At 58.3% G+C, this 25,597-nt stretch carries 25 protein-coding genes and 3 tRNA genes; 7 read left to right on the top strand and 21 right to left on the bottom strand.

What is annotated here, in order from left to right:
• Positions 1 to 131 precede the first annotated feature (131 nt).
• The 11 genes from AC52Q4_RS08635 to uvrB form a co-directional block, all read right to left on the bottom strand.
• Positions 132 to 205, bottom strand: a tRNA-Pro gene (locus tag AC52Q4_RS08635).
• A gap of 57 nt (positions 206 to 262) precedes the next feature.
• A complete protein-coding gene (locus AC52Q4_RS08630) occupies positions 263 to 619 on the bottom strand; it encodes a MerR family transcriptional regulator (RefSeq protein ID WP_495536381.1) in 357 nt (118 codons plus the stop codon).
• Entirely contained in the window at positions 597 to 899 is a 303-nt protein-coding gene (gene ihfA / locus AC52Q4_RS08625; RefSeq protein WP_495536380.1) for an integration host factor subunit alpha, read from the bottom strand. Before ihfA ends, AC52Q4_RS08630 begins: the two co-directional genes overlap by 23 nt.
• A 9-nt stretch (positions 900 to 908) precedes the next feature.
• A complete protein-coding gene (gene pheT, locus AC52Q4_RS08620) occupies positions 909 to 3,290 on the bottom strand; it encodes a phenylalanine--tRNA ligase subunit beta (protein WP_495536379.1) in 2,382 nt (793 codons plus the stop codon).
• Positions 3,291 to 3,327: 37 nt separating this feature from the next.
• Positions 3,328 to 4,356, bottom strand: coding sequence for a phenylalanine--tRNA ligase subunit alpha (pheS, locus tag AC52Q4_RS08615; protein WP_495536378.1), 1,029 nt, complete (start codon positions 4,354 to 4,356; stop codon positions 3,328 to 3,330).
• 108 nt (positions 4,357 to 4,464) lie between these two features.
• Positions 4,465 to 4,821 carry a 50S ribosomal protein L20 gene (rplT, locus tag AC52Q4_RS08610; protein ID WP_495536377.1) on the bottom strand — a complete coding sequence of 119 codons (357 nt, stop codon included), beginning with the start codon at positions 4,819 to 4,821 and terminating at the stop codon, positions 4,465 to 4,467.
• A gap of 24 nt (positions 4,822 to 4,845) precedes the next feature.
• Positions 4,846 to 5,043, bottom strand: coding sequence for a 50S ribosomal protein L35 (gene rpmI / locus AC52Q4_RS08605; protein ID WP_495536376.1), 198 nt, complete (start codon positions 5,041 to 5,043; stop codon positions 4,846 to 4,848).
• Between the two features lie 85 nt (positions 5,044 to 5,128).
• Positions 5,129 to 5,662 carry a translation initiation factor IF-3 gene (infC, locus tag AC52Q4_RS08600; RefSeq protein ID WP_495536375.1) on the bottom strand — a complete coding sequence of 178 codons (534 nt, stop codon included), beginning with the start codon at positions 5,660 to 5,662 and terminating at the stop codon, positions 5,129 to 5,131.
• A 26-nt stretch (positions 5,663 to 5,688) separates the two neighbouring features.
• Positions 5,689 to 7,614: a threonine--tRNA ligase gene (gene thrS / locus AC52Q4_RS08595; protein WP_495536374.1), complete on the bottom strand. Its 1,926-nt coding sequence runs from the start codon at positions 7,612 to 7,614 to the stop codon at positions 5,689 to 5,691.
• Positions 7,615 to 7,721: 107 nt separating this feature from the next.
• A tRNA-Val gene (locus tag AC52Q4_RS08590) sits at positions 7,722 to 7,798 on the bottom strand.
• A 72-nt stretch (positions 7,799 to 7,870) separates the two neighbouring features.
• On the bottom strand, positions 7,871 to 9,895 hold the full coding sequence (gene uvrB / locus AC52Q4_RS08585) for an excinuclease ABC subunit UvrB (RefSeq protein WP_495536373.1): 2,025 nt from the start codon (positions 9,893 to 9,895) through the stop codon (positions 7,871 to 7,873).
• 65 nt (positions 9,896 to 9,960) lie between these two features.
• Between uvrB and AC52Q4_RS08580 the strand changes: the two genes are divergently transcribed.
• Positions 9,961 to 11,151 (top strand): pyridoxal phosphate-dependent aminotransferase, encoded by a 1,191-nt coding sequence (locus AC52Q4_RS08580; protein WP_495536372.1) that lies wholly within the window; start codon positions 9,961 to 9,963, stop codon positions 11,149 to 11,151.
• 87 nt (positions 11,152 to 11,238) lie between these two features.
• A tRNA-Asn gene (locus AC52Q4_RS08575) sits at positions 11,239 to 11,314 on the top strand.
• A 28-nt stretch (positions 11,315 to 11,342) separates the two neighbouring features.
• On the opposite strand, the gene AC52Q4_RS08570 is transcribed toward AC52Q4_RS08575, so the two are convergent.
• Complete coding sequence (locus AC52Q4_RS08570) at positions 11,343 to 11,567, bottom strand: hypothetical protein (protein WP_495536371.1); 225 nt, start codon at positions 11,565 to 11,567, stop codon at positions 11,343 to 11,345.
• A gap of 1,106 nt (positions 11,568 to 12,673) precedes the next feature.
• Here AC52Q4_RS08570 and AC52Q4_RS08565 point away from each other — a divergent pair.
• The 4 genes from AC52Q4_RS08565 (at position 12,674) to sodC (ending at position 16,872) form a co-directional block, all read left to right on the top strand.
• On the top strand, positions 12,674 to 13,369 hold the full coding sequence (locus tag AC52Q4_RS08565) for a vWA domain-containing protein (RefSeq protein WP_495536370.1): 696 nt from the start codon (positions 12,674 to 12,676) through the stop codon (positions 13,367 to 13,369).
• A gap of 196 nt (positions 13,370 to 13,565) precedes the next feature.
• A complete protein-coding gene (locus AC52Q4_RS08560) occupies positions 13,566 to 14,786 on the top strand; it encodes a hypothetical protein (RefSeq protein ID WP_495536369.1) in 1,221 nt (406 codons plus the stop codon).
• Entirely contained in the window at positions 14,783 to 15,877 is a 1,095-nt protein-coding gene (locus AC52Q4_RS08555) for a protein kinase domain-containing protein (RefSeq protein WP_495536368.1), read from the top strand. The genes AC52Q4_RS08560 and AC52Q4_RS08555 overlap by 4 nt, the downstream gene beginning before the upstream one ends.
• A 470-nt stretch (positions 15,878 to 16,347) precedes the next feature.
• Entirely contained in the window at positions 16,348 to 16,872 is a 525-nt protein-coding gene (gene sodC / locus AC52Q4_RS08550; protein ID WP_495536367.1) for a superoxide dismutase [Cu-Zn] SodC, read from the top strand.
• 225 nt (positions 16,873 to 17,097) lie between these two features.
• Here sodC and AC52Q4_RS08545 read toward each other — a convergent pair whose 3' ends face one another.
• On the bottom strand, positions 17,098 to 17,328 hold the full coding sequence (locus AC52Q4_RS08545; protein ID WP_495536366.1) for a hypothetical protein: 231 nt from the start codon (positions 17,326 to 17,328) through the stop codon (positions 17,098 to 17,100).
• A gap of 721 nt (positions 17,329 to 18,049) precedes the next feature.
• On the opposite strand from AC52Q4_RS08545, the gene AC52Q4_RS08540 reads away from it, so the two are divergent.
• Positions 18,050 to 18,427, top strand: a complete 378-nt coding sequence (locus AC52Q4_RS08540; RefSeq protein ID WP_495536365.1) for a hypothetical protein — start codon at positions 18,050 to 18,052, stop codon at positions 18,425 to 18,427.
• A 56-nt stretch (positions 18,428 to 18,483) separates the two neighbouring features.
• On the opposite strand, the gene AC52Q4_RS08535 is transcribed toward AC52Q4_RS08540, so the two are convergent.
• The 8 genes from AC52Q4_RS08535 to rpsA all read right to left on the bottom strand — a co-directional run bounded on the left by AC52Q4_RS08535 (position 18,484) and on the right by rpsA (position 25,525).
• Positions 18,484 to 18,843 carry a hypothetical protein gene (locus AC52Q4_RS08535; RefSeq protein WP_495536364.1) on the bottom strand — a complete coding sequence of 120 codons (360 nt, stop codon included), beginning with the start codon at positions 18,841 to 18,843 and terminating at the stop codon, positions 18,484 to 18,486.
• 321 nt (positions 18,844 to 19,164) lie between these two features.
• Positions 19,165 to 20,043 (bottom strand): UTP--glucose-1-phosphate uridylyltransferase GalU, encoded by an 879-nt coding sequence (gene galU, locus AC52Q4_RS08530; protein ID WP_495536363.1) that lies wholly within the window; start codon positions 20,041 to 20,043, stop codon positions 19,165 to 19,167.
• A gap of 546 nt (positions 20,044 to 20,589) precedes the next feature.
• Positions 20,590 to 20,940: an EF-hand domain-containing protein gene (locus tag AC52Q4_RS08525; RefSeq protein WP_495536362.1), complete on the bottom strand. Its 351-nt coding sequence runs from the start codon at positions 20,938 to 20,940 to the stop codon at positions 20,590 to 20,592.
• A gap of 391 nt (positions 20,941 to 21,331) precedes the next feature.
• A complete protein-coding gene (locus AC52Q4_RS08520; protein ID WP_495536361.1) occupies positions 21,332 to 21,592 on the bottom strand; it encodes a ComEA family DNA-binding protein in 261 nt (86 codons plus the stop codon).
• Between the two features lie 109 nt (positions 21,593 to 21,701).
• Entirely contained in the window at positions 21,702 to 22,442 is a 741-nt protein-coding gene (gene pyrF / locus AC52Q4_RS08515; protein ID WP_495536360.1) for an orotidine-5'-phosphate decarboxylase, read from the bottom strand.
• A gap of 381 nt (positions 22,443 to 22,823) precedes the next feature.
• Positions 22,824 to 23,129: a LapA family protein gene (locus tag AC52Q4_RS08510; RefSeq protein WP_495536359.1), complete on the bottom strand. Its 306-nt coding sequence runs from the start codon at positions 23,127 to 23,129 to the stop codon at positions 22,824 to 22,826.
• Between the two features lie 291 nt (positions 23,130 to 23,420).
• Positions 23,421 to 23,786, bottom strand: a complete 366-nt coding sequence (locus tag AC52Q4_RS08505; protein ID WP_495536386.1) for an integration host factor subunit beta — start codon at positions 23,784 to 23,786, stop codon at positions 23,421 to 23,423.
• A 47-nt stretch (positions 23,787 to 23,833) separates the two neighbouring features.
• Positions 23,834 to 25,525, bottom strand: a complete 1,692-nt coding sequence (rpsA, locus tag AC52Q4_RS08500; RefSeq protein ID WP_495536358.1) for a 30S ribosomal protein S1 — start codon at positions 25,523 to 25,525, stop codon at positions 23,834 to 23,836.
• Between the last annotated feature and the right edge of the window lie 72 nt (positions 25,526 to 25,597).

The raw sequence follows: 25,597 nt of genomic DNA, 5'->3' as shown, positions 1-25,597 counted from the left end.
GTTCCATGCCGCGAACGGAGCCCTCGCCTCAGGGCGGGGGAAGGTGATCAGAAACGCGGCGCGATGCTCGCACGCCATACGCCCAACGTAATCGGCCCGGGCGCAGTCAACCCGGGCCGTTGCTTGTTTAATCAAGATGAAAGGATTCGAACCTCCGACCACCTGCACCCCATGCAGGTGCGCTACCAGACTGCGCTACACCCCGGAAAGATGTATTAGAGCATACACCAGTTCGAGCAACGGCCACAAAGGAAGGCGATTCTCATCGCTTGAGGAGCGCGAGTATGTCCTCCAATTCCGAGCGAATCTGGCGAATCACCTGCTGGCTTTGACTGACATCCTCTTTCGCTCCCTCACCGGAGAGCTGCTGGCGGGCCCCGCCGATCGTATATCCCTGCTGGTAGAGCAAGGAGCGGATCTGGCGGATGAGGATGACATCCTGGCGCTGATAGTAGCGCCGGTTGCCGCGACGCTTCACGGGCTTGAGCTGTGGAAACTCCTGTTCCCAATAGCGCAAAACGTGCGGTTTGACAGAACACAGGTCGCTGACCTCGCCGATGGCGAAATAGCGCTTGGCCGGAATGGCCGGTAGCTCGTCATTGTTTGACGTTTCCAGCATACGCCTCTACCCGCGCTTTGAGCTTCTGGCCCGGGCGGAACGTCACCACGCGCCGAGCGCAGATGGGGATTTCCTCACCGGTCTTTGGATTACGCCCCGGGCGTTCGTTTTTGTCCCTGAGATCGAAGTTGCCAAAACCCGAGAGCTTGACGGGGGTCCCTTGCTCGAGTGCACAACGAATTTCCTCGAAAAAGCTCTCAACCAACTCTTTTGCCTCGCGTTTATTCAGACCGAGCTCCTCAAACAGTCGCTCGGCGATGTCGGCCTTGGTTAGTGCCATTGCCTCTCGCTACTCCCTCAGTTCTGCATTGAACTGTTGCCTCAGCCGGCCGACCACGCGGTTGATGGATTCCTCCACATCGCTGTCCGTTAGGGTGCGCGAAGAATCCTGTAAAATCAAGCCAATGGCTAAGCTCTTACGCCCGGAAGATACGCCTTGGCCACGGTAAACGTCGAAAATCACCAGCTCGCGTAACGCCTCCCCCGCGGCTGCACGGACACAATCCCGCACCTCCTGCGCCGGGACGTTCTCATCGATGACGATCGCCAGGTCCCGGCGGATGGAAGGATAACGCGACAAGTCGTGGAAGGAAGGCAGTATGGCGCGCTCGGTCTCTTGCAAAGCCAGCTCGAAGACATAGGCCGGGGTGCTGAGCTCGAGCGTGCGCTGCGCACGCGGATGCAGTGCTCCGATCCAACCAACGGCGCGCTCCCCACGGTAGATACGCGCAGTTTGGCCCGGATGCAGCGCCCGATGCGCCTCAGGAACGAAACGAAACGCCTCCGGCTCGCCTGTCGAGGCCACCAACGCCTCGACATCGCCTTTGACGTCGAAGAAGTCCACGCTCCGACGCGGCGCCGCCCACTGCTCCGGCCAGGCAGGGCCGCAGACCACGCCCGCAAAGCTCGGTTTCTGGCTGAGCGCGTCGATGTGACCGGCGAAACACAATCCGGCCTCGAAGAGACGAATGCGCTCATGTTGGCGTTTTTGATTATGCAGCAGCGCCCGAATCAGGCCGGGCCAGAGACTGGTGCGCATAACGCCGAGATCGGCGGAGATGGGGTTGGCCAATGCGATCGGTGAGGCCTCTGGGTTCAGTACCTGCTCCAGTTCACGCGCCACGAAGCTGTAGGTGATTGCCTCCTGATAGCCGCGGTCGATCAGCGTCTGCCGCAAGCGGCGCAACGGCACCCTGCGCTCCGGGCAAGCGAGCATAGCAAGCTGGGCGGGCGCTCGCCGCGCCGGCAGCTCGTCGTATCCCCACACGCGGGCGACCTCCTCGATCAGATCCACCTCCCGTGAGATATCAAAACGATAACCCGGTATGCGAACCGACCAGGCCTCCGGGCTCGTCTCCGCGACGGCCATCCCCAGGCGTCCCAGGATATTGCGCATTGCCTCGTGCGGGATCTCGCTTCCGAGCAGCCGCGTTACCCGCTGAGGGCGCAACGAGAGCTCCACCTGAGCCGGAAGATGCGCCGGCTCGACCGCTTCGACTACCGGTCCGGGCTGACCTCCGGCGATTTCCATCAATAACCGCGTTGCCCGCTCCATTGCGGTGCGCGGGAGACTCGGATCGACACCGCGCTCGAAGCGGTGCGAGGACTCGGTGTGCAGACCATAGCGCCGTGCCCGGCCGGCGATCGCGTGAGGTGAGAAGAAGGCCGCCTCGAGGAATACATCGCGCGTTTGCGCGGTAACCGCGGTGGGTACCCCGCCCATAATACCCGCCATCGCCACCGCTTGGTGCGAATCGGCAATGACCAGCGTCTCCTCGTCGAGCACCACCTCGTCCCCATTGAGGAGCGTCAGCTGCTCCCCCGCGTGGGCACGACGAATCCGTATCTCTCCTTGCAGCGTCGTCAGGTCGAAGGCGTGAAGCGGCTGGCCGAGCTCGATCATTACATAGTTGGTGACGTCGACCGCCGCCGAGTGCGGTCTTATGCCCGCCCGCCGCAACCGCTCTCGAAGCCAGAGTGGCGTCGGCGCGCTGGCATCTATGCCGCGCACGACCCGGCCAAGATAGCGCGGGCAGTCTGCGGCGGCCTCCAAGGACACCGGATGCGCGTCGTCGATCATGGCCGCTACGGGCTCGATCGGGGGCCCTGTCAAAGGCTTGCACAATAGCCCGGCGACCTCGCGCGCCATCCCCGCCAGCGCGAGACAATCCCCCCGGTTGGGTGTGAGATCCACCTCGATCAGGCAGTCGTCGAGATCCAGGTACTGGCGCAAATCCATTCCGCTCGGCGCGTCCGCCGGGAGCTCCAGCAGTCCTGCAGACTCATCTGCAAGGCCAAGCTCTTTCGCCGAGCAGAGCATGCCCTTCGATGCCTCGCCCCGCAGTTGCGTCGCGCGAATACGCTGCCCGCCCGGCAATTCAGCCCCCACAAGGGCAAAGGGTGCCCTCAAGCCCAACCGCGCATTCGGCGCCCCGCACACGACCGGAAGCTGCCCGTGCTCGCCGGCGCGCACTTCACAAACCTTGAGCCGATCCGCATTGGGATGGGGTGCGCAATGCACGATCTCCCCGACGACGACACGGCTGAAGCCGGGAGCCGCCCGCTGCACGCTCGCGACTTCCAGACCCGCCATGGTCAGCCGATGGCTGAGCTCCGCGGTGGAAGCGTCAAATGCCACCCACTCACGCAACCACTGTTCACTGATCCGCATGGACTAATCCTGATCTGGCATGGGGACGCCGCGCCGCTCAGCGGAACTGGCGCAAAAAGCGCAAATCATTGTCGAAAAAGATTCGCAAATCGTTGACCCCGTAGCGCAGCATCGCCAGCCGTTCCACGCCCATCCCAAAGGCATAGCCGGTGTAGTGTTCGGGATCGATGCCGGAGCACTCGAACACCGCCGGATGCACCATCCCGCAGCCCAATATTTCTATCCATCCCGTCGCACTGCACACCCGGCAACCATTGCCGCGACAGAACATGCACTGCACATCCACCTCGGCGGAAGGCTCGGTGAATGGGAAATAAGATGGACGGAAGCGAACGGCCAAATCCTGCTCGAAGAAGCTTTTCACGAACTCGTCCAACACCCCTTTGAGCTCACCGAAGCTCACTCCACAATCCACCAGAAGACCCTCCACCTGGTGGAACATCGGCGTGTGCGTCAGATCCGAATCGCAGCGGTACACGCGCCCAGGGGCAATCACGCGGACCGGCGCGCCCTGCGTCTCCATGATCCGCACTTGCACCGGCGAGGTATGGGTGCGCAGCAAACGGTGCGCATCAAAATAAAACGTATCGTGCATGGCACGGGCGGGATGGTGCTCGGGAATGTTCAGAGCGGCAAAATTATGGTAATCATCCTCGATTTCGGGCCCTTCTGCGACGGCGAAACCGATACTCCCGAACAGATCCTCGATGCGCTCCAGCGTTCGAGTGATAGGATGAAGACCCCCAACCGTCTCGCCACGACCGGGCTGCGTGACGTCGACCCGTTCGCTGTCCAAAAACTGACTCAGCTCGGCTTCCTGCAATGCCTCACGGCGCTCTGCCAAAGCCTGTTCCAGGGATCGCTTGATGCGGTTGATCGCTTGACCCGCTGCCCGACGCTCCTGCGGCGGCAGCTCTCCCACCGCCTTGAGCTCGGCGGTGACCACGCCTTTTTTGCCGAGAAATTCCACCCGCGCGCGCTCGAGTTCGGCCAACGACCGAGCGGCGACCACGGCTTTGATACCCGCCTGGAGCAGAGTCTCGAAATCCTCAGCGTGGGTGGTCATATCCATCCGACGGTGGTGAAGATAAAAAAAGGGAAAGGCGCCAGACACGGCCCCGTTTCCCTTTGCGCCCTATCCCGACACCGCGATACCCCGGCGCCGGCATACATATCAGCCGAGGCTGGCTTTGGCCCGATCCGCCAGTCCGGCAAACCCTGCACTGTCGAAGACGGCAAGATCGGCAAGCACCTTGCGGTCGACCTCGACACCGGCCTTGTGCAAGCCGTCAATCAAGCGACTATAGGAAAGACCGTGGAGGCGCGCCGCCGCGTTGATGCGCTGGATCCAAAGTGAGCGGAAGGCCCGCTTGCGTTGCCGACGGTCACGGTAGGCATACTGCCCGGCCCGGATGACCGCCTGATTGGCCACCCGGTACGTCTTGCGGCGTGCCCCGTAGTATCCCTTCGCCTTGCGCAAGACCTTTTTGTGCCGGCTGTGCGCAATGACTCCGCGCTTGACTCTCGCCATGTCGTCGTTCTCCCGAAAATCCGGTTACAAGTACGGCAGCAGGCGCCGTGCCATGGCGCTATCTACTGGCGCAATCAACGCCTTGGCGCGCAGACCCCGTTTACGCTTCGGGTCCTTTTTGGTCAAAATGTGATTGTGGTACGCATGTGCACGTTTGAAGCGTCCGCTGGCCGTCTTGCGGAATCGCTTCGCCGCACCACGATTGGTTTTGATCTTCGGCATCCCATTCTCCGCCTGCGCGACAATGAATACGCAAATCAATATGTTGCGGCCAGGCCGAAGCCTGGCCATTTCCGTCATGGCTGGTTTAACGCGTGCCCCGCTTGGGAGAGAGCATCATGACCATCAAGCGGCCTTCCATCCTCGGGCGCTGCTCGGTCGCGCCGTGCTCCATAAGGTCTGTCTCCACCCGCTCGAGAAGCTCCAAGCCGAGTTCCTGATGCGCCATTTCCCGACCGCGGAAACGAAGCGTGACCTTGACCTTATCGCCCTCTTCCAAAAACCGCTTGAGATTACGCAACTTGACCTGGTAGTCGCCTTCGTCGGTTCCAGGCCGAAACTTCACTTCCTTGATCTGAACTTGCTTCTGCTTCTTACGTGCCGCCTGTTGTTTCTTGGATTGCTCAAACTTCCACTTGCCGTAATCCATGATGCGGCAGACTGGCGGATCGGCATTGCCGTCGAGTTCTACAAGATCTAAATTCACCTCTTCGGCAGAGTTGAGCGCATCCTCGATGTCCACGATCCCAACCTGTTCGCCTTCCTCGTTGATCAGGCGAACGTTCGGGACCCGTATCTCGCGGTTTACCCGCCTGCTTTCTGCGGCGCCCCCGCGGCGCACGGCCGGTTTCCTTCTCGCAGCGATCTTCAATCCTCCGAAACAATACGACCCCGCTGTGCCACCTCACCGCTCAGCCGTTCTAGGAAGGCTTCCTGCGATAAGGACCCGAGGTCTTCACCTTCGCGAGTCCGCACAGCGACGGTCCTGGAATTGCGCTCCCGCTCCCCTACCACCAAAAGGTAGGGAACCTTTTGCAGGGTATGCTCGCGGATTTTAAAGCCGATCTTCTCGTTTCTCAAGTCTGAGCAGGCGCGAAAACCGCGTTCCACAAGGCATTTCGCTACACCGCTGGCGTAGTCGGCCTGACGATCCGTAATATTGAGCACCACCGCCTGGGTCGGCGCGAGCCAAACCGGCCAGGCACCGCCATAGTGCTCGATCAACACGCCGATGAATCGCTCAAAGGAACCGAAAATCGCGCGATGCAACATGACCGGAACCAGACGAGCGCCGTCCTCGGTAACGTATTGGGCACCCAAGCGTTCCGGCATGGAAAAGTCCACTTGCATGGTGCCGCATTGCCAAACCCGGTTCAGGCTGTCCTTCATCGACAGCTCGATCTTCGGCCCGTAGAACGCCCCTTCGCCTGGCTTCGTCTCCCAGCCCAGGCGCCTTGCCTCCAGCGCTTGATGGAGAGCCCGCTCGGCCTTGTCCCAGAGTGCATCCGAGCCCACCCGCTGCTCCGGGCGCGTCGCCAGGGCTACGATGACTTCGTTGAAGCCGAAATCCCGGTACACCGCGTCGGCCAAATCCAGGAAGCCCGCCACCTCGCTCTGGATCTGCTCCTCGGTACAAAAGATATGTGCATCGTCCTGAACGAAGTTGCGCACGCGCATCAGTCCATGCAGCGTCCCTGACGCCTCGTTGCGATGGCAGTTGCCGAACTCCGCCAAGCGCAACGGCAGATCCCGGTAGCTCTTCAGGCCCTGATTGTAGATCTGCACATGGCAAGGACAGTTCATCGGCTTGACCGCGTAGTCCCGCTTCTCGGACTCCGTGGTAAACATGTCGGCACGGAATTTCTCCCAGTGCCCCGAGCGCTCCCACAGACTGCGATCGACCAGCTCCGGGGTGCGCACCTCGCGATAGCCGTGAGCATCGAGCTTGGCGCGCAAATACTCCTGCAGCAGCAAATAGACACGCCATCCGTTCGGGTGCCAGAACACCATGCCCGGGGCCTCCTCCTGGAGATGGAAGAGATCCTGGATTTTGGCGAGCCGACGGTGATCCCGCCGCTGGGCTTCCTCGAGCTCGTGCAGATACTGTTGCAGCGCCTTACGATCCGGCCATGCGGTACCGTAGATGCGTTGCAACATCTCGTTGCGGGCATCACCGCGCCAATACGCTCCGGCGACCTTGGTCAGCTTGAACGCCTTGAGCATTCCGGTACGCGGCACGTGCGGTCCGCGGCACAGATCAACGAAATCGCCTTGGCGATAGAGCGTGATTGCCTCGGACGGCGGGATCTCCTCGATGATTCGAGCTTTGTATTCCTCGCCGATGCCTCGGAAAAACACCACCGCCTCCGAACGGTCCCAAACTTCCCGATGGACTTCTATATCCGACCGGGCAAGCTCTTCCATCCGTGACTCGATCGCTCGCAGGTCCTCCTCGGAAAAAGCCCGTTCGTAGGCAAAATCGTAGTAAAAACCATCCTCGATCACCGGACCGATGGTCACCTGGGCGCTCGGATACAGCTGTTTAACGGCTTGGGCAAGCAGGTGGGCCGTGGAATGGCGCAGGATCTCCAGCCCTTCCTTGTCCTTTGCCGTCACGATGGACAGCGCGCCGTCCTCGCGAATGACATGGTCGATATCCAGTACGCGGCCGTTCAGGCGTCCAGCCACGGCAGCCTTTGCCAAGCCGGGACCGATCTCCTCGGCCACCCGACGGATGCTGACCGGCTGATCGTAGTGTCGCTGACTGTCGTCGGGAAGTGTGACGGTAGGCATCTTCGCTCCACAGTGGTGACCTATACGAGGGGCCACTTGCATTGCTCCGGCGCTGCAGCACGGAACAAAAAGATCATCGCCCGCGACGATGCGCCTCGAGTTGCGGCTGGTAGGCGCGAGTGGACTCGAACCACCGACCCCCACCATGTCAAGGTGGTGCTCTAACCAGCTGAGCTACGCGCCTATATTGGTCGCTCAATATACCGAAGGCACCCCGGCGTGACAAGGCGCTCGAATGGTGGGGAACGGAGCGTCATTACGAGCCCGCCTTTTCCGGCTCACCCAGCGCGAAGCACTGGATTCGTTTAACCTCGTCGCGCAGCCGCGCGGCCTCCTCGAACTCCAAATTTCGCGCATGTTGGTACATACGCTGCTCGAGCCCCTGAATTCGCTTGACCGCCTGCGCGGGGGATAGGGTTGCGTAGGGACTTGCCGCCTCGGCCACCCGAGCGAAGTGCTGCGGAGAATCCGGCGCGCCGGCGCTCTCTCGTTCCATGATGTCGGCGATCGCCTTTTCGATGCCGCGCGGCGTAATGCCGTGCCGGGCATTGAATGCCAGCTGTTTCGCCCGACGTCGTTCGGTCTCCTGAATTGCCCGCTGCATGGACTCGGTGATGACATCGGCATAAAGGATCGCCGTACCATGAATGTGACGTGCTGCCCGGCCAATCGTCTGAATAAGCGAGCGCTCGGCGCGCAAAAAACCCTCCTTGTCGGCGTCCAGGATCGCGACCAGCGAGACCTCTGGGATGTCCAAGCCTTCACGCAAAAGATTGATGCCCACCAATGCCTCGAACTTACCCAGGCGCAGATCGCGGATAATCTCCACACGTTCGACGGTATCGATATCGGAGTGCAGATAGCGAACCCGTATACCGTTCTCGGCCAAATAGTCGGTCAAATCCTCCGCCATGCGCTTGGTCAATGTGGTCACCAGCACCCGCTCCCCGGCGTCGCCCCGTTCCCGAATCTCCGAGAGCAATTCATCCACCTGCGTGGAAGCGGGCCGAACCACAACCGCCGGATCCACTAATCCCGTCGGCCGCACGACCTGCTCGACCACCACCTCGGAGCAGCGCGACTCGTAAGCACCCGGCGTTGCCGAGACGTAAACTCGCTGGGGCGCCAGTTTCTCGAACTCATCGAAGCGAAGCGGCCGGTTGTCAAGCGCCGAGGGCAACCGGAAGCCGTATTCAACCAGGGTTTCCTTGCGGGAGCGGTCACCTCGGAACATCCCGCCGAGCTGCGGAACGGTAACGTGCGATTCGTCCACGAAAAGCAGCGCGTCGCTGGGCAGGTAATCAAGCAGACACGGCGGCGGCTCGCCGGGTGCGCGACCCGAGAGGTAGCGCGAGTAGTTTTCGATGCCGCTACAGTAGCCGAGCTCCGTTATCATCTCGAGGTCAAAGCGGGTGCGCTGCTCGAGACGCTCGGCTTCCAAAGGCTTGCCCGCATCGCGCAGCTCCCGCAGACGCTCCTCGAGCTCTTGCTTGATCTGGTCGATGGCATTGAGCAGCGTCTCTCGCGGCGTGACGTAATGCGTTTTAGGATAAATCGTCAACCGCGGCACGCGCCGCAGCACCTCCCCGGTAAGCGGATCAAAGTAGGACAGCGACTCGATCTCATCATCGAAGAGCTCGACGCGCACGGCCTGCTCTTCGGACTCCGCGGGAAAGATATCGATGACATCGCCCCGGACGCGATAGGCGCCACGCTGAAGCTCCGCGTCGTTGCGCCTGTATTGGATATCGGCCAGGCGTCGCAGAATAAAACGTTGGTCCACGCGGTCATTGCGGACCAGATGCAATACCATGCTCAAATAAGCCTGGGGGTCGCCGAGGCCATAGATGGCAGAGACGGAAGCGACGATGATGGTGTCGCGCCGCTCGATGATGGCCTTGGTCGCAGAGAGGCGCATTTGCTCGATATGCTCGTTGACCGAGGCGTCCTTTTGGATATAGGTATCCGAGGCCGGCACATAGGCTTCGGGCTGATAATAGTCGTAGTAGGAGACGAAGTACTCCACGGCGTTGGCGGGAAAGAATTCCCGAAACTCGCCGTAGAGCTGTGCCGCCAGAGTCTTGTTCGGAGCCAGGATCAACGCGGGACGTTGCAGACGGGCGATCACGCTCGCCATGGTAAATGTCTTGCCGGAGCCGGTGACGCCCAGTAGGGTCTGGTGCTGGCTGCCAGTGGCGAGGCTCTGGCAAAGCGCCTCGATGGCGCCGGGCTGATCACCGGCCGGCTGATAGCTGGAGTGAAGCTCGAAGGATCTGGACATGACACCTGCAGCGTTAACGCATAATCATGTATACGTGGCAAGATTGACCATTCAGGAGGTGGGCCTTGGGCATACGACTGGCAAAACGCGTGCAGCGGGTCAAGCCCTCGCCGACGCTCGCCGTGACGGCGCGTGCCGCCGAGTTGCGCGCGGCGGGTCACGACATCATCGGGCTGGGCGCGGGCGAGCCCGACTTCGACACGCCTGAGCATATCAGAGCGGCGGCGGTTGCGGCGATCAATCGGGGCGAGACTCGTTATACCGCCGTGGACGGCACCCCCAAGCTCAAAGAGGCCATTAAAGCCAAGCTCGAGCGCGAAAACGGGCTGCGCTACGCAGCCGATCAAATCATCGCCTCAAGCGGAGCGAAGCAGTGCCTCTACAACCTGATGGCCGCCATTCTCGATCCCGGCGATGAAGTCATCGTGCCAGCTCCTTACTGGGTCTCGTATCCGGACATGGTACTGCTTGCCGAGGGCGTGCCGGAAGTAATCGAGGCCGGCCAGGACCAACGCTTCAAGGTCCGGCCCGAACAGCTCGAAGAAGCCATTACCGACCGGACGCGGCTGGTGCTGCTCAACAGCCCATCCAACCCGAGTGGAACCGCCTACAGCCACGATGAGCTGGCGGCGCTCGGTGAGGTGCTGCGACGCTACCCTGATGTGCTGATCGCCACCGACGATATCTACGAGCACATTCTCTGGAGCGCGGAGCCGTTCGCCAACCTTGTCATGCTTTGTCCCGACCTCAGCGAGCGCACGGTGGTCATCAACGGGGTATCCAAAACGTATGCCATGACGGGCTGGCGTCTTGGTTACGCCGCCGGCCCGCGAGCGGTCATCGCCGCCATGAAAAAGCTTCAGTCACAGAGCACATCCAATCCTTGCTCGGTCTCTCAAGCGGCCGCGCTCGCGGCGCTCGAGGGGGACCAAAGCTGCATCGAGCCCATGCTGAAGGCATTCAAAGAGCGCCACGATTACGTCGTCGAGCGGCTTAATTCCATGGCCGGAGTGAATTGCGCAGCCGGTGACGGCACCTTTTACTGCTTTCCAAGTGTGCGCGGCGCCATCCGCAATCTCGATGGCGTCAGCAATGACGTCGAGCTTGCCGAACATCTCATCGGCGCCGCCGGCGTGGCGCTGGTTCCCGGTTCAGCCTTCGGACTTTCCGGGCACGCTCGAATCTCCTATGCCACGAGCATGACGAACCTGGAGAAAGGCATGGATCGATTGGAGAAGATTTTCGGGGGCGATTAGAAAACCGAGAGTGAATTCCGTGCTTGTGCACGTTTGTTGACGCCGGCATTCGGCCCGGTAGAATACGGTACTTGTCAGAGTGATCACTCCCCGGTAGCTCAGTCGGTAGAGCAGGTGACTGTTAATCACCGGGTCGGCGGTTCGAGTCCGTCCCGGGGAGCCAATTCTCAGATATGCCGGTTCGAGTGCGCTCAACCGGCTTTTTGCGTTTCAAGGCAGTCATATTTGTCACGGCAGGTCGCCCGTTTGGTGCGAGATCCCGCTGAGTGACCTTCCTTCGAGCTGTCGTTCGATAGGGTGAGGCCGAGCAGACGGTGCTTCCCGCTGATCGCGCAGACTTCAATTCGAAAATTCCCGAGAGCTGTTGCAGCCAGCGTATTGTTCTTCCAACAAGAACGCGGATTGGTGCTTTTCATTCCCGAGCCGTTTCCGATTGTCGGAACGACTGGCTCGCTCATGCTCGGCACCGGGCAGGCCGTGACATCGACAGACGGCAGCTAGAGCGTGGTCCTGATCGTTAGATGCCCTCGGGCAGATCGGCCGTTATCCGCCCGCCGTCGTCCCTGACGCACTCCGTGAGGTTGCCCTCGACCGGCATAGGATCTCTACCAGACCCAGCTCACGGGCACCTTCCAACGCTGGTAACGATTTTTTCGCGCAGGGAAATCCCCTGGCCGGACTCGAGACCAGCGTCGGCGGGCCGGTTGCCCGCACAAAAAGGCGCGCTTGGGTCCGTTGTTCAACCAACACCCGCCCTCGTTCCAAGGCGCCGTGACGCAGAGTCAGCGCCGGTCACTGAAGTTATCACGGTGGCGACGGCAACTGGCGTATAGCCTACTTCGATACGTCTCGTCAGTGATAAAACATATAGCCGCGATGGAAGCCCCTTAGCGGCCTATCCTGGGATTGACCTGCCCTGCTCGGCAAATATCGAAACCACGCGGGATCCGACCGCCGAGCGGAGCGCCGATGGTGAAGCTCTGAGAGCAGTTGCAACTGGCTTCTATTTGCAGCACAACCAGTTATCATTCCGCACTCGTTGTGAATGTCCGGGAGGCTCGCTGGGGCCACGCGAAGTCATAAACGCGTTGTGGGGGGGGCGCCCTCCTGGCTACCAATGAGCATAGGAACCTGAGCAGCATGCCCGCGATCTCGGCCAACGGATCGCCCCGATCGCCGATGCTTCTCTACGGTGCTCCACGGCAAACAGCCCGGCCGTGATCCACCTCATGCCGGCTTGATGGCGATCAATCGGTGCGTGGGTGAGAACAGTTGAATTTCACCAACGAACGACAGGCAACAGATTTTTCAAGGTGGCCCATAGTAGACTGAGATTCGACGATCAGAGCAGCCGCGCGGCGTCAGCGAGAACCCGAGGAAGTTTCCGCCATGCACTCGATTCCACCGCCGCCCAATGACACTGCTCACTCGACAAGTTATCTTCGGGAGTGTAGCCATGTAGCGGATACCAAAAGTCACTCGACGGAAGTATTACCAGCAAATTTCTCAACGGGAGGTGGATATGCCAAGTAAGCAGGAAGCGGCCGAGCCGACTTTGAAATATGCAGTCGATCTGGTTTTTTGTATCGACAAGACGAGCAGCATGGTGCCACTGATCAAACGAGTTAAGGAGAACGCCTTAAAATTCCACGAGGACCTTTCGGCGCGAATGGAAGAAATGAACAAACGCATCGACGACTTACGCATTCGCGTCGTAGCATTTGGCGATGTGTATGCGGATGGTGCCGATTGGCTGAAAGTATCCGACTTTTTCGAATTACCCGCTCAGATTGCTCAATACAACAACTTCATTTCCGAGGTCAAAGCCGCCGGTGGTGGGGATGACCCTGAGAGCGGGCTCGAAGCGCTTGCACTAGCCCTACAATCTGATTGGACCAAGGGCGGCGACAGGAGGCGGCACACTGTTGTTGTTTGGACCGATACCAGCGCCCATACACTCGAACGCGCCGTAGAGGAGCAGCCAAGCAACTATCCGCCGGAAATGCCTAAATCCATCGACGAGCTAACCGATCAATGGGACGGCAAGGGAATTGATCCAAGCGCACGCCGTCTAATTCTTTTTACACCGGATGTGTATCCTTGGTCTGATATTGCTGCCCATTGGGAAGAGGTAATCCATTTTCCTTCAAAGGGTGGCGATGGCCTAGGAGAGATGGATTATAGTTCTATTATGAATATGCTAGCGCACAGCATATAGTTCAGACTCGCATCATGGCTGCGCGCGATCGCTAATCTGAATTTCTGTCGACTTTGCGGGCTGAAAGTATTCTGCATGCAACCGCTGGCGCTTGGCATACAGGGAACTGTCTCGTGGCCCATAAGAGACCGAGACAGGATGGAAAGCAGTTGATGGAATCTAAACCAGCTTTTCTCTAAACGAGAGGCGAAGCACTATGTCATCTGTCGATTCCCCTAGCGGTGCGGATCGGCCGCGCGAAATGAGCCCGAGACGCGATGGAGAAAGCGGCTCTCTATCAACTCTGTCGATATGGAGCGAAAAAATCGACGGCAAAGGTGAGGATGGGCCGCCGTTGATTTTACTCTCAGGCGATTACTCATTCGGTGCCATTGCCGTTTCTGACGGGGTAGGCGGGGCGGGTAGCCGGCAATTGAGTCTCGATGGCGAACTCGCATCCGGGGCTCGGTTAGCGGCGGGGAAGCTACTAGAGGTTGTCCTGGCTTTTTTCAAAGGAGTGTGGCTGGAAGATTCACTTTCGGGCGACGCAAAAAAACCGAACTCATCTCATATGAAACAAAACCAACCTGCTATGCGGTTGGAGCCCTACCTGCCTGCAAAGGTTGGCAACTGTTTAGCATATAGGCTAAAGGGAGCTGTCTGCGGCGTCAACGTAGGCCGGCAGATTGAGCTCCTTAGTAAGAGTATCGACGACGCTTTCGAGAAAATAAACCGCAAGGTCACAGACAAGCAACCCCCGAGTGGCTTAAAGACCAAGATGCAGCGCAATTTGCCTTCAACCTTGGCGGGATGGGTATATCGCACGACTCCGGAAAAAGAAATAACTGCATTTTGGGCCGGCGACTCCCGATGCTATGTCCTAAGCGAGGAAGGTCTGCGACAGATTACGCGCGATGAGGCAAAGGGTGATTTCGACGCCTTCGAAGCCATTCGGGCCGATCCTCCTCTCACGAACTACATCAGCGAAAGAATTCCCAACAGCTTAAAGCACAAGTGCTTATTGAATGAAGATCGGGCACTCTTGATTTGCGCAACCGATGGCGCCTTCAATTATCAACCGACCCCGATGGCTTTTGAATTCGTAGTATTGAGTAGCCTCATGTCGTCGGAGAGTATGCAAACGTGGGTGAACGACCTTGCCGAGCGGCTTCAGGCTTCAGCAGGTGACGATGTGTCCATGGTCGTTCATCCGCTTGGCTTTGAAAGCTTCAACAGTCTGAAAGCGTTCTATAAAAAACGCTTTAATGACGTGACTGAGCGATTTGTCCAGCCCCTTGAAACGCTTCATGAGAAACAAGTGCGGCTGGAGGAAGAGCTCGCCCGCGTTAAGGCGGCAACCAAGGAAAAGACCAAAGAGGTATGGAACCAGTACCGCGTAACATACGAGCAATACCTTGATAAAGGTGAGTCGGGATGAGAGCAGGCCAGGTGATAAGCGGCTATCGGTTATCCAGTGACGGCACGACAGCCAATGGCGGACGATCCGTGTGGGCGTTTGGCACGAAGGATGGCAAGGAATACTTTATAAAGCAGTTCCTTTCTCCTAAGTACCCAGTTCCAGGAGAAGCGCTGGGCTCCGAAACTAGAAAGCGCAGACTCAGGGAAAAATGCGAGCACTTTGAACAACAGCAGAATCGCTTTATGGACGTGCTGAAAAAGCGCGTTCATGCAGATGGCAATTTAACGGTCCCGGTAGAATTTGTTCGCGTCGGTCCATTCTATTATAAAGTTTCCCCCAAGATCGATGTCAGCTCACTTAGGGTAGAAGATATCGCAAAACTGCCGTCTGAGAACAAGCTATCAATCACCAAGACAGCAGCGCACTGCGTGAAAACGCTCCACAAACTGCATATTGCACACGGTGACCTCAAGCCCAACAATATACTCATAAATAAAACCGAAAAAGGGGATATGGTCGCCAAGCTGATCGATTTCGACGACAGCTTTTTCGAAGGGGAGATAAGTGAAAACCCGGAGGAAGTTGTCGGGGATTTCGTTTATTACTCACCCGAGTTATTTCGCTACATAAAAGAAGGCGGAGATGAGCTAAGAGACAAGGTAAGCTGCAGATCGGATATATTTGCGTTGGGTATCATTTATTATCAGTATCTCTCTGGACGATTTCCCTCGTTCAACAGATCGAAATACCAATACTTAGCTGCTTCCGTACTTGCTGGGAAACGGCCAGGTTTGAGTAGGTTGCGCCTGAGAAACAAAAGGCTGCTTTTGCTCATATCGGATATGTTGTCAATCAACCCGGGCGACCGTCCATCAGCGACGGAGATCCTCGACGAGCTGCGGGGCGTCGACTGTGGTGGATTAGGACGCGACACCACGACACAACTCGGCTTTGAAGGACAGTTACGGGGAACCCTCGTAACGAAAGCACGTGCGGCCCTTCCTGCCGGGTCGCGAAGTCCCGTTTGGGATCCTAGCACGGGTATCAGACCCAAAGTTTCCAAATGGCTAAGAGGTAAGCTGCTAACTAGACGAAAAAAGCCAATTTGACAGCAAAATAACAACCAACGAGCAAAAGAAAAAGGGGCTAAAACCGGCCTGCAGCAGCTGAACATGGATTCAGGTCCGCGCGATGAATTCCTCGTGGCATCTGGAGATTCTCGGGCTACGGCGGCCTCCCAGGGAACTCCGGAGCGCGGTCTGTTCCCAGCACTTGCTGGTATAGGCGCGCTATTGCGTTACCGCCACTTGGCGTGTGGACCCCGGTGCGGGATTCAGCGAAGCATTGTCGGCGTTGATGTTCCACTCGCGCACCCGCATCCGGACGGTCCGACAATTTGCCGCTGGGACTGCCGGTATTCCTGAGTTAGCCTATTGAATCGAACTGCCTTATGTGCAAGGTTCAGCCTGAAACGCGAGACGTTTTTTTCGTGCTAGGCAGGAACTTGCGGCCAACTTGGATCGGTGGCAGTGTCCACTTTATCTGCCAATGTTGCCGGAGCGGCAATAGGAGCCTCCGCATGCCAAAAACAGCAATAATTGCTCTCCTCGCCGTACTCGTCTCCGGGTACGCGAGCGCCGAGGAAAAGGTTGTAACCATGCGACTTCTGCAGAAGACAGGAACCGGCGAGGAAATCGGGAGCATCAAAGCCGAGGATACGAAGTATGGGACTCTTTTCACGCCGGACCTCAGTGGCCTGAGCCCCGGGCTGCATGGTTTTCATGTGCACCAAAACGCTGCCTGTGGCGTGGCAAAAAAGGCGGGGACAGTGGTTCCAGGCCTTGCGGCGGGAGGGCATTACGCGCCGAGGAGCAGCGAAAAACATGCTGGGCCCTATAACCGAAACGGTCACCTAGGGGATCTCCCGGCGATCTACGTCAACGCTCAAGGCACGGCCGAACATCCCGTATTGGCACCTCGACTGAAAGTAAGCGATCTGCGCGGGCGGTCACTTATCATTCACGGCGGTGCGGACAACTACGCCGACGAACCGCAGAAGCTTGGTGGCGGCGGGCCACGTGTGGCTTGCGGCGTGGTGGAGTAGACCGCGTGTCTAGGGCGCCTCAGTGCACGCCGCTGCTCGGCGCCGATGATCGTTGTCATCGAGCGACTGAATCCGCGCCAGCCGATCATGCTGGCGCGGATTCATCCCGGGGCTCGCTCATCGCCCTTTCCCTCGCGTGAGACGAAGCGCCAAGGACAGACCTCCCACGGCCCACATTCCCTTGCCGGCACTACTCAGCTAGTGTCTCGAATGCGAAAATCAGCGCTACGCGTTATTGCTCTGCCCTTCCTCCAATGCCCGCAGCGCCTCTTCGGCACGCTCCAACTTGCGTTTCGCCTTCTGACAATCGCGATGAATCGCCCCTGCTTGCTTGTTGTTATTTACGGCCATGGCCTCCGCAAGATCCTCGGTCAGCTCCTTTACCCGCTGTCGCCCCTCTTCCACTTCGCGTCGAGCGGCGGCAAGGTCATTGGGTTGCCCTTCTTCACTACTCATATCGATCCTCTCCCGCTTTATCTTGAATCACGAACAGGTATTCGCGCCCCTTCGATTCGGGCAATAAACCATAGGATCCGCCGTTCGGATGGTATATCGGCCCGGCGCCGGAGCTAGTATAACCGTGACAGGTCGAGTTATTTTTATAGACCTAAACGCACGGCTTGCACCGGCATAAGGCGCCGGCCGTGCTCAGCACCGGTGTCACGGTAAAGTGATTCCCTAACGGCTCCTACTTTCCCGCTGGCATGGTACTCTATCTATAGATTGAATTTTATGGGTTCGCTAACCGGAGCGAGGCGGCCGCTACGGTCATCGCTCGTCGAGGGTGGCGGATCGTGGATGCCGGTTTGGCGGTGAACGGGGCACGAAATGAATCCGCACGCGGCATTCCACAGTGCACCACGAGCGAAAAGAAGGCGCCATTGCGCCCATTGGCTACTGCACGGCGCGCTTGAGAGCGAGCAACGCGCGCGACGACAGGGCCTTCCGATGCAGCCAAAGAGCGATACGAAGTCCATCGTTCCGCTTCTTCAAAAATGATAACCGTGGCGGAATCGACTTTGTGTACGTGATCACGCTCTCATTTGCCCCTGTGGATCCGTGTTATTGGTATGTCCGCATCAACCCAGCGCCTCGGCGGCTGTAAACGAACTGTACTGCTTGCGCGGAGCGAGCTCCGCATAGGAAGGGGTGTGAATTGGGGCCTATCAGATACCTCGTGAAACTAATCGGCTGGTGTTCCGTGGCGCTGCCGCGACTGGGGCTCGCCGCCGGCGGACAAACCACTATGGCAATCAATCAGACGGCATTGAATTCGCTAAAGGCTCAAGACCAGGCCGAATATATAAAGCATCTGATCGGCACGATGGCCGATGGCAATCAAATCACGGTCCCAGTCTACCGTATCTCATCAGTGATGATCGGTGGCGGTTGTATGTTAACGAACGTCGAGGCCGCGGTATTTCCCGGCAGCACTCGCAATATTCTGGGTCTCAGTGCACTCAGCAGGGCTGCACCGTTTAGCTTTTCTGTCGACCCGCCCACACTCCTGCTCAGCGGGTGCCAAGCCGATGGTCGCACCGCGCGCTTAGATTAGTATTCCTACGGTAAGGGGCACCTGCACGCAGGCGCCCCTCTCCGAGCGGCTGAAGCTTACCACTCGCCGTCCTCTTCATGCTCCATGGTCTGCCCGGAACCTTCCTGCTCCATGGTCTCGAAGCGTGAAAATTCCGCTTTGTCGAGCTGACGATCGCGATTCCTGTCCAGACGCCGGAAATTGTCACCGAGCTGTCCGTGTCCGGCCGCTTCCGCTCGACTGATGTAGCCGTCGCCGTCCTGATCGACCTTACTGAAATCCATCGTGCTTCCGCTACTACCGGTTGCGCTTGTGCCTTGCGTAGTTTCGTGGCCTTTCATGCCACTGCCCATTCCTCCGGCGCTCGCCGCGCCTCCCACTACAAGCGCTCCCGAGAACATGGCTGTTATCAGAGCAGTCATCCACGTGGCTTTCATCTTTACCTCCTGTTTCCAGGCAAGTGATACTACCTCTTCCTCTAACCCGTTGGCTTTCGTCCAGAGCTTAGCCAATGGCTCGATTTCAGCTGATGTTCTCAGCGGGTAGAATCATTTGGTCCTTCCGTGCTACTCGAAGCAAGTTGGAATGGCCGTTGAAGAACGCTTCACCAAACATTGCAAATCGTGTTATTCAACGGCATTCAACCACTAAGACAAGCTAGGGGGTGGATTATATCCCTTACCACCGACTGGTATCGATGAGCGGTAGTGTCGCTTTCAGGCGACATTAGCGTCTCGATGCTGGGGCATGGCCGAGCCCTAGAGTGCGCGGCTCAGCAGATACTCGCGAAATTCCTGCCCCAGTTCCGGGTGCTTCAAGCCGAATTCCACCTGTGCAAGCAGATAACCAAGCTTGTCGCCGCAATCGTAGCGCGTCCCGCGGAATTCGTAGGCAAGCACCATTTCTTCGTTCATCAACGCCGCGATTGCATCCGTCAGCTGTATCTCCCCACCGGCACCAGGCGATGTTTCGCGAAGTTTCCGGAATATGCCGGGATTGAGGATATATCGCCCCACGACACCCAGATCTGATGGTGCCTCCCGTGGCTTAGGTTTTTCCACCAGACCCTGAACACGACTCATGCGAGCCGACCAAGCTGCGACATTAACGACACCGTAGCGATCGGTGTGCTCTTTGGGTACGCGCTGTACGCCAAGAATACTGGCACCGGAGAGTGCGTATTGCTCAACCATCTGAGAAAGGCAGCCGGGTCCTTCGGAATCATCGATAAGGTCATCGGCTAAAATCACGGCAAATGGCTCATCGCCAACCACCGGCTCGGCACAGAGAACCGCATGTCCGAGCCCCAGCGCCTCGGTTTGGCGGATATAGATCGGTGTGACGTGAGGAGGAATGATATCGTGCACCACATTGAGCTGATCGTACTTTCCTTTTGCCTCCAGCTCGGATTCCAACTCGTAGGCTTTGTCGAAATGGTCGGGAATGCTGCGCTTATTACGTCCCGTCACGAACACCAGAACCTCTATGCCCGCCCGAACCGCCTCCTCCGCGGCGTACTGAACCAGCGGTTTATCCACGATAGGCAACATCTCCTTAGGATTAGCCTTGGTTGCAGGCAGAAATCGGGTACCTAGGCCAGCCACTGGAAATACGGCCTTGCGGATTGCTTTGATCATCTTCTCCTTCTCCCGAAACTGTTTTCCCTATAGGCGCGAAACCCGCGTGCACCGAAATTATAAACGTCCGTTCGCTTGCACAATTTTTCATTTAGACAGAGCGCGCAGGACGCGGTTCGATGGCCATTGCAGCCGCACTCGGAGTGAGCCACAAACCTCCGGTTCGAAAGCGGCCGGTGTATCCAACTCAGGCCATTGAAAACGACGCAACCCGCTGTCGCGAACGTAAATCGCCAGATTCGAGGATTTCCGCCGATCGAGTGGTCTCTTGCCGCGCACTGGGCGAGGGTCGTCTGCCTGAGCCCCTCACTAGGGCGATGTCAGCGAACCTAACCGGAGTGCTTCGCAACCCGGATCATTGGGAACTCTGCGCGTTTCGACGACGAGCACTCACTGTGAGGGCAACGATCGCTGCCGCATACGCTCTCGTCAACCGACCAGCGTCGTGGGCGCAATAGCGCGTCTCAGAAGCGGTCTTATTCAAATACGTGACGGCGCACAAGAAAAAGGGGGCCTATCGGCGCCCCTGCCCATAGCGAAAGGCGATTACCAATGCTGGGCCTCATGGTAATCCCCGTGGTCGCCACGTGTGTTCTGCTCCATCCGGCTCGTTCTGTGCTTACCACGCTGCATGGTCTGGAACTGAGCAAATTCGCCCTGCTCGAGATGGCCATTCTTATTTTTGTCGAAATGCATGAAGTGTTCGGCCAACGTTGGATGGGCATTTGCCTCCTGCTGGCTGATCTGCCCATCGCCGTTCTCGTCCAGTTTATTGAAACCGTGCCACGGGTCAGCGGTGGCGGCCGTTCTCATTCCTCCGGCGCTCACCGCACCGCCGATAACAAGCGCGCCGGAGAACGTGGCAATCATCAAAGGTGTCAACAACTTCGCCTTCATTGCTGGCCTCCTCCTCTTGGGGAGGAAAAGTTTCACTTGATCCACTAGTGAGCTCTTTTAAGCTCCCTAACCGAATTGTTGCGCAAAAATCACAACTGATGTGTTTGCGACCTGACGGACACTTGTCCCGACACTCAGTTCCTTCTACTAAGTTAGACGCTCAAAACGCGCTTTTTATCCCGAAGTTGCCGCCTTTTTCGACGGATCGCATCGCCCCCCGTGTACCGTATACTTGTGAGGGTTGCCGGTACGCTCGCCAGGTGAACTCGGCGTTAGCACCAATCCCTAGGAGCGCTTACTCGATTTGCCGCGGAAGCCAGGCACGCGCCTAGGAAGACACAAAAAAGGCCGCGACTGGCGCGGCCTCCTCACAGACGTCATGAGCGCCCGCTCACTGCAGAATAATACGCTCGCGATTGACGTCCAATGTGCGCTCGCCTATCCCGCGCACTTTCGTCAATTCCGCGAGCGTCTGAAAGCCATCGTTGTGCTCACGATAGTCAACAATGGATTGCGCCTTGGCCGGACCGATTCCATCCAGCTGCTGTAACGTCTGCGCGCCTGCTGTATTGATATTAATCTTTGCCCCGAATGCCACCAGAGGCGTCAGGGCTAATACACAGAAAAGCGTAACGATGCGAAGGGTTTTCATCACTCGGCCTCCTCTCCTTGCTACTCCTTGGCCCAAGACCACGAGGATCTCGGTTCCCCATGTGCCTCCATCACCCTGGAGGATAATGTGAAACAGTACCACTTTTACATCAATGGTTCAAACCGCCAGACGCCGCATGTATTTCCCCCTCCAATGCGTCCAATGCCGAGAGCGGATCCGGAGCCTGGGTAATCGGCCGCCCGACGACGAGAAAATCTGCACCCGCCGCAACAGCCTCAGTAGGCGATACGACTCGACGCTGATCGTCGCCCGGCGCTCCGCTCGGGCGAATGCCAGGCACGACCAAACGAAAACGCTTGCCGAGCCGGGCCCGCAATACGGACGCCTCTCGTGCTGAGCAAACGACGCCGTCAAGACCATGCCGTTGCGCCAACCCCGCCAGACGCTCCACGGCGGCTGATGGGTCGCCTGCGATACCGATCTCGCGCAGGGCTTTCGCATCATGGCTGGTTAGTACAGTGACCCCGACCAGCAGCGGGGATGTACTGCCGAGGTCGACCGCCCGCCGTGCTGCCGCCAGCATGCCGCCGCCGCCCAATATGTGCACGCTGAGCATCCATACGCCGAGATCGACCGCCGAGCGGCAGGCGCCAGCAACGGTGTTCGGAATATCGTGGAACTTTAAATCGAGAAAAACCCGGAAACCGCGATTTACGAGTTGCCTGATCAACTCAGGACCCGCTGCCACAAAGAGTTCCTTTCCGACTTTCAGGCGACATCGTCCTGGATCGAGCTGATCCACCAGCCGAAGCGCCTGCTCGGCGCACGGAAAGTCAAGCGCAACGACAATCTGCGGCTCAGGGTTCTCGCGAAGGTTGTCACTTTTCAATATGAGGCTCCCTTCACACCCATTCACCGATCGAGCGCAACCGCCGCCGACCGAACGCCGCACGCGGCGCGGCAACCAGGGTTACCCACGACGATAGATCTAACGCTGTCTGCGCCAGCACCGGGCCAGTTGAGAAAAGTGACCTGCAGGAAGGTTTGTCTTGAACTTATTTGATGAATACACAACGCTTGAAAAGGAGACCCCGAAAAAATGTACCGACGGTCCCCGCGTGGAATGTACCGCTCACCTGGGAGTGCTTTGCCGGCCAGCGCACACTGCAACGAAACACCATAGCAAGCGAGTTCCGCCTGCCGCACATTCCCCAAAAAACACACGCCAAAACACACGGGGTCTCTGAGCAGCCACAAACCCTCTCATCCGTTAGGATGATTCACTTATCGGAAGCTTGCTCCGTTCGCTGAGTGCCTTATGCTCCACTTTGCTGCGTCGGCGTAACCGGCGGATTTCTGCCCGCTGACGCAACAGTATGCCAACCGTCGATAGCGCACCCAAAAGGGCGCCAACAAATAACACCATGATAAGCAACAGCGATAGTGGCACGCGAATCGAAGCGAAGTAATAATTCAGCTGTACGACATCAGTGTTGAGTATCGCAAAGCTGAGTCCGAGCACGGCGATTATGGTAATCGCCACCAAATCGACAAGTCGTCGCATTTTCTCAACCATTCCAAGGTCCAGAGACAACCGAGCGGCTAATGAGCCTTACGAATAGCCCCCGCCAGTATGAGCAGGCCGCTTACCAGACGGTCACCTGCCCGGCGCCCATAGCGGACTGTTTCGACCGGCACCAGACCGTTTGTTGCAATTTTGTCCACGTTGCAAATCAAAGCGCCGCTGCGCGGTTCGGCAGGCATGGCGGGGCACGAAATGTTCAGTGATTGCCGATGAACCGATCAAGTCCTGCCCAACCGTAAACCGCCCTGAGGAGCACAAGCAAGCATAGTTAGCGCGGCGGCCCTACCGGATCGGGTTGTCACGACTGGAATTCACCCTTTCCCGCATCTGCTTCCCCGGTTTGAAATGCGGTACATACTTTCCCGGTAAGACCACTGGATCGCCGGTTTTCGGATTTCGCCCGATTCGCGGCGGACGATGGTGTAGCGAAAAACTACCGAATCCGCGAATTTCGATACGCTCGCCGAAGGAAAGCACCTCGCTCATATGCTCAAGCAGCGTCTTAACGGCAAGCTCTACGTCCTTGTAAGCAAGATGCTGCTGATTGGCAGCAATGAGCTCGATCAATTCCGACTTGGTCATCGTGTCTACCAACAAACTCGATGCGTGCACGCGGCGAATCCCTAAGCCACCTGAGCGGCTGCGCATTTGCGCGGAGCTCTTGGTCTTTTTACCCAAAAGCGCACCGCGGTCACTCACTCGTCTTCGGTATCCTGCGAGCGGTTACCCATCTGCTCCTTGAGTAGATCCCCGAGGGTCGTGGTACCAACGCTCGCAGACCGCGAGTATTCTTCCGTGGCCTCACGTTCGCTCTGTTGATCCTTCGCCCTGATAGATAGATTGATCATACGGTTGCGTCGATCGACGGCCATGAACTTTGCTTCTACGGTATCGCCTTCACCCAGAGCCGTGCGCGCGTCGTCCACCCGTTGGCGGCCAATATCCGCGGCACGTAGATAGCCCATAACCTCGCCGCCAAGCTCGATGACCGCCCCTTTGGCATCCACTTCTTTGACGTTGCCTTTGACGACGCTACCCTTGGGGTGCTCGGCTAACCACGAGGATAAGGGATCCTGCTCAAGTTGCTTGATCCCCAGCGAGATCCGCTCCCGTTCCGGATCCACCGAGAGCACAACGGTTTCCACTTCCTCGCCTTTCTTGTATTGCCGAACGGCTTCCTCGCCCGAAACGTGCCAGGAGAGGTCCGAGAGATGGACCAAGCCGTCGATACCGCCGTCAAGACCCACGAAAATTCCAAAATCCGTAATCGATTTGATCTGGCCGCGGACGTGATCGCCCTTGTTGTGTTTGGCGGCGAACTCGTCCCAGGGATTGGCTTGGCATTGCTTCATGCCCAGAGAAACACGACGCCGTTCCTCGTCGATATCGAGGACCATGACCTCCACTTCATCGCCAATGGCGACGACCTTGGCCGGATTGACGTTCTTGTTCGTCCAGTCCATCTCCGAGACGTGCACGAGCCCCTCGACGCCCTCTTCGATTTCAACGAACGACCCGTAGTCAGTAATGTTGGTCACGCGGCCAAAGACACGGCTGCTTTCGGGATACCGCCGGCCGATGTTCTCCCACGGATCTTCGCCCAGCTGCTTGAGGCCCAGAGACACCCGGTTGCGCTCGCGATCGAATTTGAGCACTTTGACGTCGATCTCGTCCCCGACGTTGACGACCTCAGAGGGGTGCTTGACCCGCCGCCAGGCCATATCGGTGATGTGCAGCAGACCATCGATGCCCCCGAGGTCGACGAACGCGCCGTAGTCGGTAAGATTCTTGACGATTCCCTTGAGGACCTGCCCCTCCTGGAGCTTCTCCAACAAGGCCTCGCGTTCGGCGCTGTACTCTTCTTCAACCACGGCGCGGCGTGATACCACGACGTTGTTGCGCCGCGGATCGAGCTTGATTACCTTGAATTCGAGATCCTTGCCTTCGAGGTAGGTCGTGTCACGCACGGGACGTATATCCACCAACGATCCCGGCAGAAAGGCGCGAATGTGTCCCAGATCGACCGTGAACCCGCCCTTGACCTTGCCGCTGATCTGACCGGTTACGCTCTCACTCGCCTCGTAAGCTTTTTCCAGATGCGTCCAGGCGCGCGCGCGCTTGGCTTTCTCTCGCGAGAGCCGGGTCTCACCGAAGCCGTCCTCCACAGCGTCCAGTGCGACTTCGATATCGTCACCGACGCCCACCTCGAGGTTGCCATCGTCGTCGACGAACTGCTCAAGGGGGATGATCGCCTCTGACTTCAAGCCAGCATTGACGATAACGTCATCGCCCTCGATCGCCACAACTCTACCCGTGACAATCGACCCGGGTCGGAAATTCGCCTGCGACAGGCTCTCCTCGAAAAGTTCTGCAAAGCTCTCGCTCATGAGTGAGTTGATCCTAGACCGTAATCAGTCAGAGTTGTTGCCGTAGCTTATGAATGCGTCCGCCCACCCGTC

The sequence above is a fragment of the Nitrococcus sp. genome (genome assembly GCF_059432795.1).
The sequence above is the reverse complement of the archived record's forward strand: the minus strand, read 5'-3'. Positions and strand labels throughout refer to the sequence as shown.

Bases quoted from the DNA above. Each gene is read 5' to 3' on its own strand.
- AC52Q4_RS08505 (WP_495536386.1), bottom strand. From the start codon at position 23,786: ATGCGCAGCCGCTCAGGTGGCTTAGGGATTCGCCGCGTGCACGCATCG.
- AC52Q4_RS08520 (WP_495536361.1), bottom strand. From the start codon at position 21,592: ATGAAAACCCTTCGCATCGTTACGCTTTTCTGTGTATTAGCCCTGACG.
- AC52Q4_RS08630 (WP_495536381.1), bottom strand. From the start codon at position 619: ATGCTGGAAACGTCAAACAATGACGAGCTACCGGCCATTCCGGCCAAG.
- uvrB (WP_495536373.1), bottom strand. From the start codon at position 9,895: ATGTCCAGATCCTTCGAGCTTCACTCCAGCTATCAGCCGGCCGGTGAT.
- pheT (WP_495536379.1), bottom strand. From the start codon at position 3,290: ATGCGGATCAGTGAACAGTGGTTGCGTGAGTGGGTGGCATTTGACGCT.
- AC52Q4_RS08535 (WP_495536364.1), bottom strand. From the start codon at position 18,843: ATGAAAGCCACGTGGATGACTGCTCTGATAACAGCCATGTTCTCGGGA.
- AC52Q4_RS08525 (WP_495536362.1), bottom strand. From the start codon at position 20,940: ATGAAGGCGAAGTTGTTGACACCTTTGATGATTGCCACGTTCTCCGGC.
- rpmI (WP_495536376.1), bottom strand. From the start codon at position 5,043: ATGCCGAAGATCAAAACCAATCGTGGTGCGGCGAAGCGATTCCGCAAG.
- rplT (WP_495536377.1), bottom strand. From the start codon at position 4,821: ATGGCGAGAGTCAAGCGCGGAGTCATTGCGCACAGCCGGCACAAAAAG.
- thrS (WP_495536374.1), bottom strand. From the start codon at position 7,614: ATGCCTACCGTCACACTTCCCGACGACAGTCAGCGACACTACGATCAG.
- AC52Q4_RS08510 (WP_495536359.1), bottom strand. From the start codon at position 23,129: ATGGTTGAGAAAATGCGACGACTTGTCGATTTGGTGGCGATTACCATA.
- pheS (WP_495536378.1), bottom strand. From the start codon at position 4,356: ATGACCACCCACGCTGAGGATTTCGAGACTCTGCTCCAGGCGGGTATC.
- AC52Q4_RS08555 (WP_495536368.1), top strand. From the start codon at position 14,783: ATGAGAGCAGGCCAGGTGATAAGCGGCTATCGGTTATCCAGTGACGGC.
- AC52Q4_RS08545 (WP_495536366.1), bottom strand. From the start codon at position 17,328: ATGAGTAGTGAAGAAGGGCAACCCAATGACCTTGCCGCCGCTCGACGC.
- ihfA (WP_495536380.1), bottom strand. From the start codon at position 899: ATGGCACTAACCAAGGCCGACATCGCCGAGCGACTGTTTGAGGAGCTC.
- sodC (WP_495536367.1), top strand. From the start codon at position 16,348: ATGCCAAAAACAGCAATAATTGCTCTCCTCGCCGTACTCGTCTCCGGG.
- AC52Q4_RS08570 (WP_495536371.1), bottom strand. From the start codon at position 11,567: ATGAAAAGCACCAATCCGCGTTCTTGTTGGAAGAACAATACGCTGGCT.
- AC52Q4_RS08565 (WP_495536370.1), top strand. From the start codon at position 12,674: ATGCCAAGTAAGCAGGAAGCGGCCGAGCCGACTTTGAAATATGCAGTC.
- AC52Q4_RS08560 (WP_495536369.1), top strand. From the start codon at position 13,566: ATGTCATCTGTCGATTCCCCTAGCGGTGCGGATCGGCCGCGCGAAATG.
- galU (WP_495536363.1), bottom strand. From the start codon at position 20,043: ATGATCAAAGCAATCCGCAAGGCCGTATTTCCAGTGGCTGGCCTAGGT.
- rpsA (WP_495536358.1), bottom strand. From the start codon at position 25,525: ATGAGCGAGAGCTTTGCAGAACTTTTCGAGGAGAGCCTGTCGCAGGCG.